17 protein-coding genes are annotated in these 14,249 nt (G+C 57.7%); 12 read left to right on the forward strand and 5 right to left on the reverse strand.

Annotated features, from left to right (window positions below; all coding sequences use genetic code 11):
• The first annotated feature begins 190 nt into the window (after positions 1-190).
• The 7 genes from Q0239_RS07570 (at position 191) to Q0239_RS07600 (ending at position 4,609) form a co-directional block, all read left to right on the forward strand.
• Positions 191-532: a hypothetical protein gene (locus Q0239_RS07570; RefSeq protein WP_298600650.1), complete on the forward strand. Its 342-nt coding sequence runs from the start codon at positions 191-193 to the stop codon at positions 530-532.
• Positions 533-647: 115 nt separating this feature from the next.
• Positions 648-782 carry a 50S ribosomal protein L34 gene (rpmH, locus tag Q0239_RS07575; RefSeq protein ID WP_298600653.1) on the forward strand — a complete coding sequence of 45 codons (135 nt, stop codon included), beginning with the start codon at positions 648-650 and terminating at the stop codon, positions 780-782.
• 26 nt (positions 783-808) lie between these two features.
• Complete coding sequence (gene rnpA / locus Q0239_RS07580) at positions 809-1,144, forward strand: ribonuclease P protein component (RefSeq protein WP_298600656.1); 336 nt, start codon at positions 809-811, stop codon at positions 1,142-1,144.
• Positions 1,141-1,353, forward strand: a complete 213-nt coding sequence (gene yidD, locus Q0239_RS07585; protein WP_298600660.1) for a membrane protein insertion efficiency factor YidD — start codon at positions 1,141-1,143, stop codon at positions 1,351-1,353. Before rnpA ends, yidD begins: the two co-directional genes overlap by 4 nt.
• A 47-nt stretch (positions 1,354-1,400) precedes the next feature.
• Positions 1,401-3,164 (forward strand): membrane protein insertase YidC, encoded by a 1,764-nt coding sequence (yidC, locus tag Q0239_RS07590; RefSeq protein WP_298600663.1) that lies wholly within the window; start codon positions 1,401-1,403, stop codon positions 3,162-3,164.
• A gap of 165 nt (positions 3,165-3,329) precedes the next feature.
• Positions 3,330-3,941, forward strand: coding sequence for a ribosome biogenesis GTP-binding protein YihA/YsxC (gene yihA, locus Q0239_RS07595; protein ID WP_298600666.1), 612 nt, complete (start codon positions 3,330-3,332; stop codon positions 3,939-3,941).
• Complete coding sequence (locus Q0239_RS07600; protein ID WP_298600669.1) at positions 3,938-4,609, forward strand: glutathione S-transferase family protein; 672 nt, start codon at positions 3,938-3,940, stop codon at positions 4,607-4,609. The genes yihA and Q0239_RS07600 overlap by 4 nt, the downstream gene beginning before the upstream one ends.
• A gap of 18 nt (positions 4,610-4,627) precedes the next feature.
• Here Q0239_RS07600 and Q0239_RS07605 read toward each other — a convergent pair whose 3' ends face one another.
• Positions 4,628-5,092, reverse strand: coding sequence for a cupin domain-containing protein (locus Q0239_RS07605; RefSeq protein WP_298600672.1), 465 nt, complete (start codon positions 5,090-5,092; stop codon positions 4,628-4,630).
• Between the two features lie 56 nt (positions 5,093-5,148).
• Between Q0239_RS07605 and dapE the strand changes: the two genes are divergently transcribed.
• Positions 5,149-6,288 (forward strand): succinyl-diaminopimelate desuccinylase, encoded by a 1,140-nt coding sequence (gene dapE, locus Q0239_RS07610; protein WP_298600675.1) that lies wholly within the window; start codon positions 5,149-5,151, stop codon positions 6,286-6,288.
• 29 nt (positions 6,289-6,317) lie between these two features.
• Here dapE and Q0239_RS07615 read toward each other — a convergent pair whose 3' ends face one another.
• Genes Q0239_RS07615 through Q0239_RS07625 form a run of 3 tightly spaced genes read right to left on the reverse strand, consistent with a single transcriptional unit; the run spans position 6,318 to position 8,771 of the window.
• Positions 6,318-6,860, reverse strand: a complete 543-nt coding sequence (locus tag Q0239_RS07615) for a Smr/MutS family protein (RefSeq protein WP_298600677.1) — start codon at positions 6,858-6,860, stop codon at positions 6,318-6,320.
• Positions 6,857-8,095, reverse strand: a complete 1,239-nt coding sequence (locus Q0239_RS07620; RefSeq protein ID WP_298600680.1) for a murein transglycosylase A — start codon at positions 8,093-8,095, stop codon at positions 6,857-6,859. The genes Q0239_RS07615 and Q0239_RS07620 overlap by 4 nt, the downstream gene beginning before the upstream one ends.
• A 13-nt stretch (positions 8,096-8,108) precedes the next feature.
• Complete coding sequence (locus Q0239_RS07625) at positions 8,109-8,771, reverse strand: Tim44/TimA family putative adaptor protein (RefSeq protein WP_298600683.1); 663 nt, start codon at positions 8,769-8,771, stop codon at positions 8,109-8,111.
• Positions 8,772-9,049: 278 nt separating this feature from the next.
• On the opposite strand from Q0239_RS07625, the gene secB reads away from it, so the two are divergent.
• The 4 genes from secB to Q0239_RS07645 all read left to right on the forward strand — a co-directional run bounded on the left by secB (position 9,050) and on the right by Q0239_RS07645 (position 12,974).
• Positions 9,050-9,556 carry a protein-export chaperone SecB gene (gene secB, locus Q0239_RS07630; RefSeq protein WP_298600688.1) on the forward strand — a complete coding sequence of 169 codons (507 nt, stop codon included), beginning with the start codon at positions 9,050-9,052 and terminating at the stop codon, positions 9,554-9,556.
• Between the two features lie 32 nt (positions 9,557-9,588).
• Positions 9,589-11,163, forward strand: a complete 1,575-nt coding sequence (murJ, locus tag Q0239_RS07635; protein ID WP_298600691.1) for a murein biosynthesis integral membrane protein MurJ — start codon at positions 9,589-9,591, stop codon at positions 11,161-11,163.
• 10 nt (positions 11,164-11,173) lie between these two features.
• Positions 11,174-12,172, forward strand: coding sequence for a tryptophan--tRNA ligase (gene trpS / locus Q0239_RS07640; protein WP_298600694.1), 999 nt, complete (start codon positions 11,174-11,176; stop codon positions 12,170-12,172).
• 115 nt (positions 12,173-12,287) lie between these two features.
• A complete protein-coding gene (locus tag Q0239_RS07645; protein ID WP_298600697.1) occupies positions 12,288-12,974 on the forward strand; it encodes a DUF4136 domain-containing protein in 687 nt (228 codons plus the stop codon).
• 58 nt (positions 12,975-13,032) lie between these two features.
• On the opposite strand, the gene Q0239_RS07650 is transcribed toward Q0239_RS07645, so the two are convergent.
• On the reverse strand, positions 13,033-14,217 hold the full coding sequence (locus Q0239_RS07650; protein WP_298600699.1) for a zinc-ribbon domain-containing protein: 1,185 nt from the start codon (positions 14,215-14,217) through the stop codon (positions 13,033-13,035).
• Between the last annotated feature and the right edge of the window lie 32 nt (positions 14,218-14,249).

Below are 14,249 nucleotides of genomic sequence, written 5' to 3' on the forward strand. Positions count from 1 at the left end.
ACACCGCGCTGTGCCGGCACTGGACCGAGGACGATTGCAAACGCCATGCGGAAATGGGCTTCGAAGAAGGCTGGGGAGCGTGCGCCGACCAACTAGTGGCGTTGTGTGAGGGATAACCGCTGTCGCCCACTCGTACGCGGGAGGGGAACATTTACTTGCAGGCCTGCGCACCAATCCCCACATCGCGTCCATGCCAGCCGCCAAACGCCGCAAGCTATCCGATAACCGGTCATTCCAATGGCTGATGATCGTGCTGGGCTGGTTCCTGATGATCCTCGCACCGCTGATCGGATGGCTACCGGGGCCCGGTGGGCTGATCCTGTTTCCAATTGGGCTGGCACTCGTGATCAAGAATTCGCTGTGGGCGAAACGTCAATTTGCTCGGGCCAGCAAACGCCATCCGGAATATGGCGAATGGGCCAATTGGGCGATGCGGCGCAAACGTTTCAAGTCGCGTCCGCCCTTCCCGCCGGTGAAGCGCGACCTAATACGCATCTTCCGGCGCGATGATTTTGGCCAAAAACTGCCTTGAGTCATGTTGACTTTTACCCGCCCAAACCATAAAGGCCCGCTCAACAAAGGCGGTCGCCGTAGAGATTCGGCGGCTGTTTTTATTCCAATAGCTGATTTTTTTGAGGATTTGAGCCATGAAGCGCACCTTCCAGCCGAGCAATCTTGTGCGCGCTCGCCGTCACGGATTCCGTCTCCGCATGTCGACCGCCAAGGGCCGTGCGATTCTGAACGCACGCCGCGCCCGCGGTCGCAAGAAGCTCTCGGCCTAAGCCGGGCGCTTTGCGGTAGCCGCGAGATGCGCGGTTACACCGTCATAAAAAAACGGCCAGAGTTTCTGGCTGCCAACCGGGGGAAGCGCTATGCAACTCCCGGTTTCGTTTTGCTGGTGTACGACCGGCGCGACGAAAATCCGGCCAAGCGGCTGGGCATAACCATCACCAAAAAGGTCGGCAATGCCGTGGTGCGGAATCGCATGCGCCGCCGTTTCCGTGAACTGGCGGCAGAATTGCTCCCCGATTTGGGCAAGGCCGGGGCCGATCACATTCTGATTGGCCGCGACGGCGGCATAGAGCGCGATTTTGGTATACTGCGTGAAGAAATGACCAAGGCGCTGAGGAAGCTATCCTCATGATAGCCAAGCTCCTCATCCTCATCGCGCGCGGCTGGCAGTTAGGGCCGTCGCGTATCCTGCCCCCGACCTGCCGCTATGCCCCTAGCTGTTCGTCCTATGCGATAGAGGCTTTGCAGAAACATGGCGCGATTAAGGGTGGCTGGCTGGCGCTGAAACGGCTATTGCGCTGCCATCCTTGGGGCGGGCATGGATATGATCCGGTGCCCTAATGTGTTTCAAACACGATCCAGACATTGAATTAACAGGGAATATTTGAGTGGAAGACCGGCGTAATATCATTCTGGCAGTGCTTTTGACTGGCCTTATCCTTTTTGGCTGGCCTTATGTTGCGAACATGTTTTTCCCGACGCCTCCGCCAGCCGAGAAAAGCGTGGCGGCACCGGCAAAAACCGATGGCACGCCCAGCGAAAGCGGGGATATTGCGACAGCTGCAGCTCCGGACAAAACCGTTTCTCTGGCATCCGCCATGTCAGCCAACCCCCGCGTGCTGGTTGAAACGCCCAAGCTGAAAGGTTCAATCAACCTTGAAGGCGCGCGGATCGACGATCTGGTGCTGACGACGCACCGGCAGGAATTGTCCAAGAAATCACCGCCGGTCCGCCTGTTTGCTCCTTCCGGCACAGCAAACGCCTATTTCGCGCGTTTCGGTTGGACGGGTAATGGCGCAACGCTTCCGACCGACAAGACCGTGTGGACCGCCGATGGCAAGAAACTCGCTCCATCAACCCCGATAACGCTCAGCTGGACTAACCCCGAGGGCCAGCGTTTCGACATCAAGCTGTCGATCGACGAGCATTATATGATCACCGCCGAGCAGCGTTTTACCAATGCTGCCGGCCTGCCGACCGCGAATGTCGCGCCTTTTGGTATCATCAGCCGCAAGGGCACACCCAAGGACGCGACCAAGGGCGGTTCGATCTTCACGCAAATCCATATCGGCCCGATGGGTGTCTTCAACGGCGAGCCCAATTATGAATGGGGCTATGACCAAGTCGCCGAGGCGCCGAATGGCAAAGTCAGCTTTGCGACCACGGGTGGCTGGAACGGCCTCACCGACAAATATTGGCTGGCTGCACTGATCCCCGACCAAAAGGTTCCGGTGACGGCCGAATTCCTCTCTGAAGGCGACTATAATTGGGCCAATATCCGCAATTCGCAGCTGACTGCGGTTGCAGCGGGGCAAACCAAATCCCAGACCTCGCGACTGTTTGCTGGCGCAAAGGAATTTGAGGAACTGACCAATTATACCAAAACATTGGGCATCCCTTATCTCGATTATTCGATCGACTGGGGCTGGTTCTGGTTCATCGCGATTCCGTTCAAGAAGCTGCTGCTCTGGCTGTTCGGCCTGTTCGGCAATTTCGGTGTGGCGATCATTGCGCTGACCGTGATTGTTCGAGTCTTCATGTTCCCTGTCGCGCAAAAGCAATTCGCTTCGATGGCAGGCATGCGCGCGGTGCAGCCCAAAATGAAGGCGCTGCAGGAACGCTACAAAGACGACAAGCCGAAGCTGCAGCAGGAAATGATGAAGCTGTATCAGGAAGAAAAGATCAATCCGCTGGCGGGTTGCCTTCCCATCCTATTGCAAATCCCGGTCTTCTTTGCGCTGTATAAAATTTTGATGCTGTCGGTCGAAATGCGGCATCAGCCATTTGTGCTATGGCTGAAGGACCTCTCCGCGCCGGATCCGCTGACTCCGGTCAACCTGTTCGGACTGCTGCCCTTCGATCCGCCAACTTTCCTGGCCATCGGTATCCTACCGATATTGCTGGGTATCACGATGTGGCTGATGCAAAAGCTGAACCCGCAGCCGATGGACGAAGTGCAGAAACAAGTCTTCGCGATCATGCCCTGGTTCCTGATGTTCATCATGGCGCCGTTCGCGTCGGGCCTGCAGCTTTACTGGGTGGTGTCTAACATCATCTCGATCGGCCAGCAGAAATGGCTTTATGCGAAACATCCGATCCTGAAACAGCAAATGGCTCAGGAAGAGGCCGAGAAGAAAAAGGCGAAGGCTTGAACCAATCACTTCTCCCCTTCCGGGGGAGAGGATAGCAAGGCTTGCTGCTGCGGCAGCTAGCCGCGCTTGGAGAGGGGCCCCTCTCCGACTGCGACTAGGCCTTGCGATGCAAGACCAAGTCTCGTTGCCTCTCCCCTTCCGGGGGGAGAGGGTGAAAGGCAGATTATGGATACGAAAATCTTCTCAGGCCCGGTCAACTTCCTGAAGTCGGCCCCCAGCCTGGAATTCCTGCCCGATGCAACGGTGCCTGAAATCGCCTTTGCCGGTCGTTCCAATGTCGGCAAGTCGAGCCTGATCAACGCGCTGGTCAATCGCAACGGGCTGGCCCGCGCTTCGAACACACCCGGGCGCACGCAGGAACTCAACTTTTTCGACGTCGGCGAACCGCCGATCTTCCGCATCTGCGACATGCCGGGCTATGGCTATGCCAAGGCACCGCTGAAGACCGTGCAAAAATGGCGCTATCTGGTGAATGATTATCTGCGCGGACGGCAGGTGCTAAAACGCGCCTTCCTTCTGATCGACAGCCGTCACGGTATCAAGGAAGTCGACCGCGAAATCATGAAGATGCTCGATGGCGCCGCCGTCAGCTATCGTATCGTGTTGACCAAGACCGATAAGATCAAGGCCAGCGAATTGGCCACAGTCGAAGCCGCGACTTTGGAGGAATTGCGCAAGCACAGCGCCGCCTTCCCCGTCATTTCGGCGACTTCTGCGGAAAAAAAGGGCGGGATTGATGCCCTGCGCGAGGCGGTGCTAGAAGCCATCCAGTCATGACGCTTAAACTCATCATCGGGAACAAGGCCTATTCAAGCTGGTCGATGCGTGGCTGGCTGGCGTGCAAGCAATCGGGGCTGCATTTTGAGGAAATGACCGTCCCGCTGTACAACGAGGGCTGGGACGAGCGCAAACGCGAGGAAGACATCGCGCCTTCGGCAGGCAAAGTTCCGATATTGTGGGACGGCGATGCGGTCATCTGGGATAGTCTCGCGATCCTCGAATATCTGGCCGACAAGGTCGGGCGCGAGCGGTTCTGGCCCAAGGATGAGGTTGCGCGCGGCATGGCGCGGGCGATGGCCGCCGAGATGCACTCCGGCTTCCTGCCTTTGCGCCGCGAATGTCCGATGAACCTGCGCAAGACCTATGAAGGCATGACGATCAGCGAGGAAACGCGCAATGATGCGCTGCGTATATTGGGGCTATGGGCGGAGGCGCGTGCGCGCTTTGGCAAGGAAGGGCCGTATCTGTTTGGCACCTACAGCGCGGCTGACATCATGTACGCGCCGATCGTGACGCGTTTCGTGACCTATGGTTTCACGCTGCCCGGCTTTGCACAAAGCTATATCGAGGCCGTACTCGCCCATCCCTGGATGGAGGAATGGTATCAGGCCGCGCAAAATGAAGAATGGGTGATCGAAAAGTTCGAGAACGAGCCGGCTAAGTAACAACCGATTTCATTTAAATCACTTCGGCCTTTTGGCCGGATAGAGCGTGCCATCCTTGTGGTAATAATCTTCTTCGCTGAACATCATATCGATATCCGAATAACCGCCACCCGTTGAGCGGTCGCCGACCCCGATGGCGATGAATATACAATCGCTGTCACTGCGATTGATCATATGGTGTCCGTTGCGCACACCCGCCGCCCAAGCGGCAATGTCGCCGGGGCGCATGACCGTTTCGCCGTCATCCTCGATCAACACGGCCTCACCTGACAGCATGATGACCATTTCATCCTCGCTCTCGTGCCAATGACGCTGCGATGACCAGCCGCCCGGTTTCAACACCACATGGCTTGCCCCCATTTGCGTCAGGCCCGCAGCCGGTGCCAATCTGCGCCACCAGCGGCCCTCGACCGCCTTGTCGAATGGCTCTGGGTAACCGGTAGCGTTAGATTGCGGGATAGCTTCGATATCGATCTTGGGCATATGTCTTCCCGATAGAATTTATGGACAAACCATAACGCGATTGCCATGCGGTGCAAATGACAGACAGCCGAGCCCTCACTTATGCCAAACGCCTGATGGCTTGCGAGAGCATCTCGCCAGCGCGCGGTAACGTATTTGATACAATGGAGGCATTGCTGGCGCCCTTGGGTTTCACCGTGGAGCGCTTCATTTCAGGCGCTGACGACCCCGATCCAGCGCATGGCGGACCTGTGGAAAACCTGTTCGCTATCCGTGGAAAAGGCGGGCGGCACTTTGCCTTTGCCGGCCATCTGGATGTCGTGCCGCCGGGGGATGGCTGGGCAAGCGGGCCGTTTGAACCGGAAATCCGTGGCGACCTGCTTTATGGGCGCGGCGCGGTGGATATGAAGGGCAGCATCGCCGCCTTTGTCGCGGCCTTGCACGAAATTCCCGAGGATGCCGGAACGATAAGCCTGATCATCACCGGAGACGAAGAAGGCCCCGCCATCCACGGCACGCGAGCGCTGATCGATCATATGAAAGCGCGCGGCACCCTGCCCGACCTGTGCCTTGTCGGCGAACCCACCAGCGTCAACCGGCTGGGTGACATAATGAAGGTGGGGCGGCGTGGATCGGTGAACATGTGGATCACCGTTGAAGGCACACAGGGCCATGTCGCTTACCCGCATCTGGCCGATAATCCGATTCCGCGGCTGGTGGCGATCCTTGCGCAGATCAAGGCGGTGATGCTCGATGAAGGCACCGAATTTTTCCAGCCGAGTAATATCGAGATTACCGAACTGCACACTGGCAATCCGGCTACCAATGTCATCCCCGCCAAGGCGTTGGCGCGGCTTTCGATCCGTTTCAACGATCTGCACAGCGGCGAAAGCTTGGTCGAGCTGATCCGCGGCATTGTCGAGCCGGGTGGCGGTGCTTTGAAGGCAATGATTTCGGGTGAGGCCTTCCTGACCCCTCCGGGTGAGCTGAGCGAAACTTTGGCCGCCGTCGTGGAGGAAGTGACTGGCATCGCGCCCGAAGCCTCGACCACCGGTGGCACATCCGATGCGCGTTTCCTCTCGAAATTGTGCCCTGTTGTCGAATTCGGTCTGTGCAATGCGACGATGCACAAGCTGGATGAGGCTGTCGCGATTGCAGACCTTGATGCTCTGGTCGAGATTTACCGGCGCGTGACGTTGCGGTTGTTGGCAGCATAAAGTGCCTCCCGTTTGCGGGACGGGAGATTTTATCGCTTCAACACAATATACAGAGCCCCATCGCCGCCATGGCGTGGATGCGCCTGCCGGACTGCGGCGATGTGAGACGAATGGCGCGAAGCCGCGAGCCAGTCACGCACTACTGCAGCAATCGCGCCCCGGCCCGAGCCGCTCGTACGGTCGTGCGCACGCGCTTTTCCGGTGACAAGTAGCACCACACGCAGCCGCTGATGAATGGCTTGCTCGAGCGTGTGATCGAGCCTTGCATGCGCACCGGCCAGACCCTGCCCGTGCAAATCGATGCTGATATCCGGGATGACAGCCCCTTTATGAAATCGCCTGTCCCAGTGCGAATCAAGATTGCTGTCGATCGGTTTGGGCGGCGTGGCTACGGAGCGAATGGTGCCCGTTTTGGGCTTTGGTTTGGCCGCTTTAGGTTCCGCTGGCTTTGCCTTCGGCGGTTCGTCTACCGGATGCGGGTGCAGCGCCACCTTCACCGGATGCAACGGTTTCACCGTCTGCACGACACGGTTCCATAGCGACCGCTCCTCCGGATGGAGGCGGCGGGTCATTCCACGGTCGGGATCAGGCGCGCGACGGCTGCCTTGGGCAGGAACAGCAAGGCGCTGCCGCGTGCCGACATGCCACCGGCAATAGCACGGGCGCGATCGCCTGCACCCCAAAAACTGTCAAACCGGTTCGCACCTTTGATCGCGCCGCCTGTATCCTGCGCCACCCACACGCCATTGGGTTCGGCCCGATCGAGGGATAGCCAGACCGGCGCGCCGAGCGGAACATATTTGGGATCGACCGCAACGCTCGCCTCTCCCACCACCGGATAGCCCATCGCGCCGAGCGGACCCGCCCCAGTCAATTCGCGGAAGAAGACGAAGCTCTTATTCTCGTTCATGATCTTCTTCCCCTCTTCGGGGTTCTCACGCAGATATTTGACGATGCCCTGCATCGAGCCATCGGTGATCAGGCCGCGATCTTTCATCAGCCTGCCGATACCGGTATAGCCGCGCCCGTTCTGGCTTTCATACCCAATGCGCATCACCCCGCCATCGGGAAGCCGCAAGCGTCCCGAGCCCTGAATCTGCAGGAAAAAGAAATCAACAGGATCAGCGGCCCAGGCAATTTCCAGCCCGCGCCCGGAAAGCGAGCCATCGACGATGGCGGCGCGCTCATCATAGGGGATGAACTTGGTGCCCTGCACCTTGCCGCGGATCGACTTGCCCTTCAGATCGTCGGAGAACTGCCCGAGATCTACGTCAATCAAATCCGGCGGTCGTTTGTAGATCGCAACATCATAACCGGGCTGCTTGGTCCGCGAGCCTGCAATTTCGGGTTCGAAATAGCCAGTGACAAAAGCCTTGCCCTCACCGACCTGCACGGCATCCATATAGGTCGCGAAAAAGGAAATGGCGTCGCCCGTCCAGGTCTTCACTGCGTCGCAGGCTTCCTGCCAGTCGCTCCCCTGAGTCAGGCCGGAATTGTCGGTGCGCTTGAGCAAACCCGGACAAGACGTGCGGAACGAGGCTAAAGCCAGATTGGTTTTGCGCGGATCGACGTTCAGGCTGCCGATGGCTGGCCCACGGACTAGCCCCGCGCTAGCCGCATTCAGGATTTCACCTGTCGCCGCAGACGCAGCAATGGGCGGCACTGGTGTTGAGGGAACTGGTTTTGCGGCAACATCGGGTGCGGGCGTTGTCGACGGAGCAGAAGCGCCACCCTTTGGGATGATACCACCCGAACAGGCGGAAAGCAAAAGGGTCGACAGGGCGAGCGCAAAGACGGGGCTTTTCATGCCCCGGGGTGAATCAGACCGTGTCGGTTTCGTCAAGCTTCCAGTTGCGGTCGCCCGATTTCACGTCGCGGAAGAAAGTCCAGATATCATGTGTTTCAATAGCATCCGTCAGTGAACCGCCGATGATAGTACCATTGGCATCCTTCACCAATGCGGCGATGTCGGCATCGAACTGAACCGAAATCCGCGCCATCGGATGATCATAACTGGCATTGATGATGCGGGCCTCATCGATGCGGACCAATCGATTCTCCAAAGTCTCGCTACGCGCCAGACGGGCGCCGATTTCTTCAGCGAAGCTTTCATAAACATCGTCATCGCACAGGAAACGGAGCTGATCCTTATCGCCCTTCCAATAGGCTTCGAGGATCATGCCATAGGCCGATTTAGCGCCTTCCAGAAACAGTGCGGGATCGAATGTGCGGTCGGCATTGGCGATCGAACGCAGGCCACTTTGCGCGGCACTATCCGCCAGCGGGCTATCCATTGTCGGAACGGGGGCCAGTGTTTCGCGCTGGCCGACGGGCTGGCGGACAACGGCAGGCTGACGTTCTTCCATGGCGGGGCGGGCCACAGGCTCCTGCTCATGCCCGGTGCGCTTGCCGAGCACCGAATAGAGGCGCAGGCCCAAAAAGGCTGCAACCATTGCCAGCAGAACGATTTCGACAGTCACCATAACACACGCCTTACCATATCGGGCATCAATGCATTAGCCCGAAAATCCAAAATCCGGGTTAACCCTTGTTGAACGGCATGAAACCCAGCTTCCTTATCGTCAACATAGGCATTTCCCCCACCAGTTTCAAATGGCTTGGCGCAATTCTTTTAAAGGGCGAGGCAAAGCCCAACTTGTTGCCCTGCTAAACCATTGCCCTTTGTCCCTCCCCCTGCTAGGCGCGCTGCCGAAGCGCGGCCATGGGGATGGCGCGAAAACAACACAGAAAGCAGATTAAAATGGCCGAAGAAGGCAATATTGTTTCCGACACGCTGAAAGCAAATGGCGAAGATACCGCACCCGCAGTGGGCATGCTCAGCCAATATATCAAGGACCTGTCGGTCGAAAACCCCAACGCCCCGAACAGCTATGGATGGGACAGCCAGCCGCAGATTGACGTTCAGGTAAACATCGAAGTCAATCCGGTGAACGAAGAGGTCAATGAGGTGATCCTGAAGCTGGGCGTCAAGGCCGAAGCCGATCAGGGTGTGCATTTCAATGTCGAGCTGGAATATGCGACACTGTTCGGTCTGCGTAATGTCGAAGACGGCTATGCGCATCAGTTCCTTTTCGGCGAAGCACCGCGCCTGATGTTCCCCTTTGCGCGCCGTGTGGTGGCTGACGCGATCCGCGATGCAGGCTATCCGCCGCTGGTACTTGATCCTATCGATTTCAACGGCCTTTATATCCAGCAACTCGCACAGGCCCAGGCGACTGCCGAAGCTCAGCCCGCTGGCGAAGCCTGATCATAGCTGTTTGAAACGTCGGGGCGGGCCGGATGAACCTGCTTAAATCGACCGGCATTATCGGCGGAATGACGCTGATAAGCCGCATATTCGGCTTTGCCCGCGACATGATGCTGTCGCGCTTGCTGGGTGCAAGTGCGGTTGGCGATGCTTGGCAGTTGGCTTTTCAGTTACCAAACATCTTCCGCCGACTTTTTGCCGAAGGGGCCTTTTCGGCAGCATTTGTCCCGCTTTTTAACCGCAAGGCGGCAGAAGATGGCGAAGGCAGCAATCAGGCTGCGCAGCGCTTTTCGAATGAAGTGCTGTCGGTTTTCATTCCAATCCTGCTGGTTTTTTCCGCACTGATGATTGCCCTTATGCCATGGGTCATTTGGCTGATCGACGATTTTGGAAACGGTGGGCGCACTAATTCCACGTCCATTTCGTTGGCCCGGATCACCTTCCCCTATCTGGGGCTGATCAGCATCATGACGCTGTTCGCGGCTATATTGAATTCGATCAGCAAATTTGCAGCAGCTGCATTCGCGCCGGTCTTGCTGAACATCTGCATGATTGCGGCGATGCTGATCGCCATCTTAATCGACGGCGGCGCCAATCCGGAAAACACCGCTTTGCTGCTGGCTTGGTCGGTATCTGTTGCCGGTATCGTGCAGATGCTGTGGCTTTGGTACTGGGCACGTAAAGCAGGATTTCGGTTCAGCCTGCAACGCCCCCGCTTCACACCCGATGTGCGCGAACTGGGAGTCCTTATCCTGCCTGCCGTTTTTGGAGCCGGAATCTACCAGATTAGCCGCTTCATCGACCTGTTTTTTCTCGGGCGCCTTGAGGAAGGGTCGTTTGTATTTCTTGCTCTTGCGGATCGACTGAATCAGTTGCCGCTGGGCATAATCGGCATCGCGCTCGGAACCGCTATCCTTCCCGCGCTGTCACGCTTCATTGCACGTGATGATGCGGGTGGCGCGCAACGCGTGCAAAGCAATGCGATCGAGTTGGGACTGTTACTGACCGTGCCGGCCGCTGTTGGTTTGTTTTGCGCAGCCCAGCCACTGGTCAGCGCCTTTTACTTCGGTGGCAAGTTCGGGATGGACGATGTCATCAGCACAGCATCTGTCGTATCGATGCTGGTTGTCGGCCTTCCCGCATATGTGCTTGTCAAAGTACTGACGCCGGGTTTTTTCGCCCGCAAGGATACCAAGACCCCGGTATATACGGCAGCGGTCTCATTGACGATCAACATCGCGCTGAACCTGGCGCTTATTCCTGTAATGGGTGTCGCTGGCTTGGCGTTGGCAGGTGCCCTCGCCGCTTGGGCCAATTGTGCGATGCTTTACACGATCCTGCACCGGCGCGGGCAGTTTACGATTGAACCCGATTTGTTGGTACGCATTGGCCGGATATTGCTGTCTGCTACAGCAATGGGCGGAGTAATCTGGTTCCTGGCACCTTATGGCGATTCCTATTATGGAGCAGGCGCAATAGCACGCATATCAAGCATTTTGGCGCTGGTCGGCGCAGGTGCTATCGTCTATTTCGGCCTCGCTTGGGTGACCGGCGCGATTGATCGTGGCAAGATCGCGATGCTCACCCGCAAGCAAGCAGCAAATTAAGGAAGTCATCATGCGCGTAGTATCGGGCATCCAGCCCACCGGAAACCTGCACCTCGGAAACTATCTGGGCGCAATCCGGAACTGGGTGAAGATGCAGGATGAGGGCGAATGCCTGTTCTTCTTGGCCGACCTGCATGCCATTTCGCAGCCGCATGTACCGGCCGAACTCACGGCAAATACCCGCGAGATGGCAGCCGCGTTGATCGCCTGCGGTATCGATACAGACAAGTCTATCCTGTTCAACCAAACGCAAGTCCCGGCGCACAGCCAACTTCAATGGTTGCTCAACGGCACCGCGCGGATGGGATGGCTGAACCGCATGACGCAGTGGAAGGACAAGGCAGGCAAAAACCGTGAAGGTGCGTCGGTTGCGCTGTTCACCTATCCGGTGCTGCAGGCCGCCGATGTCCTGCTTTATCAGGCAACGCATGTGCCCGTTGGCGAAGATCAGAAACAGCATCTGGAACTGGCGCGCGACATTGCGCAGAAGTTCAACAACGACTTCGGCAATGGGGAAGAGATATTCGCCCTGCCCGAACCGATTATCCCGCCCGAAGCGGCGCGAATCATGTCTCTACGTGATGGCAGCGCGAAGATGAGCAAATCCGATCCTTCGGATATGAGCCGCATCAACCTGACCGATGATTCGGACACAATCATGCAAAAGATACGTAAGGCCAAAACCGACCCCGAACCGCTTCCAAGCGAGAAGGAAGGTCTTGCTGGTCGTGCTGAAGCTGAAAATCTGGTCGGCATTTATGCCGCGCTTGAAGGCAGCGATGTCGATTCAGTGCTACAGCAATTTGGCGGCCAAGGCTTTGGCGCTTTCAAACCGGCGCTGGGTGAATTGCTGGTCAGCAAGCTGGCCCCGATCGCCGAACGGTTCAATGCGTTGCGCAGCGACAGCGCGGCAATCGACGCGGCCTTACAAAAAGGTGCCAAAAAAGCCCGCGCGCTTGCTCAGCCTACGCTTGACCGGACCTATCAAGCGCTGGGTCTGCTGCGCTGACAATTTGTTACATGACGGCAGTGTGCACAGCTTGCCGTTCAACCACAGTTCAGCGCATTTCAGATAGATATCGCCGATAGCCAGCCTATATTGGCGGCAACGGAGGTGAAGTTCCATGCGTAAAGCTGTTTCCATTCTGGCCCCGGCGCTGTTGTTGACGCTGGCGGCATGTGCAACGCCTTTCAAGGCCGATGTTTCGCGGTTTCAGCAAATGCCTGCGCCGCAAGGACAAACCTTTACAGTCAAAGCTGCCGACCCGGTCAATGAAGGCGGGATCGAATTTGGCCAATATGCGGCGATGGTTTCCGCGGAGATGACCAAGGCCGGCTATATTCCGGCGGCTGCCGGTTCGACCGCAGACTTTACGGTGAAGCTGGGTTATGGCGTCGATGAGGGCAAGGAGCGCACAGTCGTCTATGACGATCCCTTCTACGATCCCTTCTGGGGTTATGGCCGCTATGGTTTCGGACGCGGCTATTACAGACCCTATATCGTCCGCACGCCGCGTGGTGCCCGTTATGTCTACGGCTGGCATGACCCGTTCCTGTTCGGGCCCGGCTGGGGCGGCGGCTATGATGTGCGCAACTATACGGTCTACACCAGCGGTATCGATGTGAAGATCGAACGCACCGGAACCGGGGAACGCCTGTTCGAAGGCAAGGCAGAGGCAAAGTCGCGTTCGAACCGCCTGCCCTATCTGGTACCGAACCTGGTCACTGCCATGTTCACTGGCTTCCCCGGCAATAACGGCGAAACGGTGCGAATCTCGGTGGCGCCCGAAGATGGCGGCAAAAAGAAATAGACTGGCTTAACAGTCAGCCACCCAGGACCCTGCCTCTGACCAGGCGGGGTTTCCTTTGTCAGACACCGCAGCTGAGGTCTGACTTGCCATAACGGGCCCCTTCGCCCGACGTGCCGCCAACCCCGGCATAAAGATCCGTACTTGGGATGCTGCCATCTTTTCCTATCTTGTACCCCTTTGAACGCAGCACCTCGATTACCCGTGATGCGGGGTCAGCAAAGTAGACCGACTGCGATTCATAATGCTGGGCAATCGCAGTGACCGTTAGCCCTTCGAAACTGCGCTGCAGTTTTTCGAACGTGCTTCTTCCCTCCACCGCCACTAAAGCCTTGGCGCGCGCCTCTTCACTTGGATACTCCTTGTTTTCCAACGCCTTGTAGTTCGCCCTGATGCGATCACCCATCTTGCTGAACAGAGCATCAATTTCAGGGCCAAAGCTGCAACTGTTTGGATTGAAGGCAAGCGCGATGGGCTTTCCATTGGCCAGTTCTGCGATGCGGGCACCATCCGCAATGTAACCAACACCACCTTTTTTCAGTTTCACTTCGATGAAATCATTGGCGGTGATCCCGAATAGCGTCAGCGGCGTTCCGGCAGCCACGCGGTCGACGAGCGGCGAAGCGGTATCGGGCTGGGCCCAGATTTCGATTGCCTGGTCCGTCGTCCAGCTTTTGTCGCCCAGTGGCTTGACGATTTCGGGCGGCTGGATTTCGGAGAGGGTGATGGCGGCTATATATCCCCTGCCATCGGCCAGTTCGAGCCAGTTGCTGGTTCCGTCGCCACCAACAATCAACTTGCCGGTAGCGGCCGTTCCGCGCGACAGCTTGCCAAGGACGGTGCTCCCCTCGGTAGATGCCTTGTCGCGAATATTCGCTTCCGTGACGGCATAAAATTCTTTGCTGATCGCCACCTCTTCAGACACTTCTGTAGGCTGGATGCGATCTTCGAGGCTGTCGCCTGCCATGTCATCGTGCAGGAAGAGGAAATAATAGAGCACGAGCAGCACTATTAGCCCTGCACCACCGCCGATCAGCAACCAGTTAGGCCCCTTTTTATCGTCAACACCGCCATCGGAAGCGGGTTCATAGTGCTCGACTGCCGCATAGGCCGGCGTCGCGGCTAGCGGCTCGCTGGCGGTTGCTGGCGAATCAACTCCGGCGACAGGCACAACCGCACCACATTGGCCGCAGAAGCGCGCGCCTTCATTCAGGGCTGTGCCGCACTGGATGCAGTATTTCGCCATCAAGAACCTCCCGAGTCCATATTGGCATCGGG

The organism is uncultured Sphingorhabdus sp., from assembly GCF_937872355.1.
Classification (GTDB): Bacteria; Pseudomonadota; Alphaproteobacteria; order Sphingomonadales; family Sphingomonadaceae; genus Sphingorhabdus_B.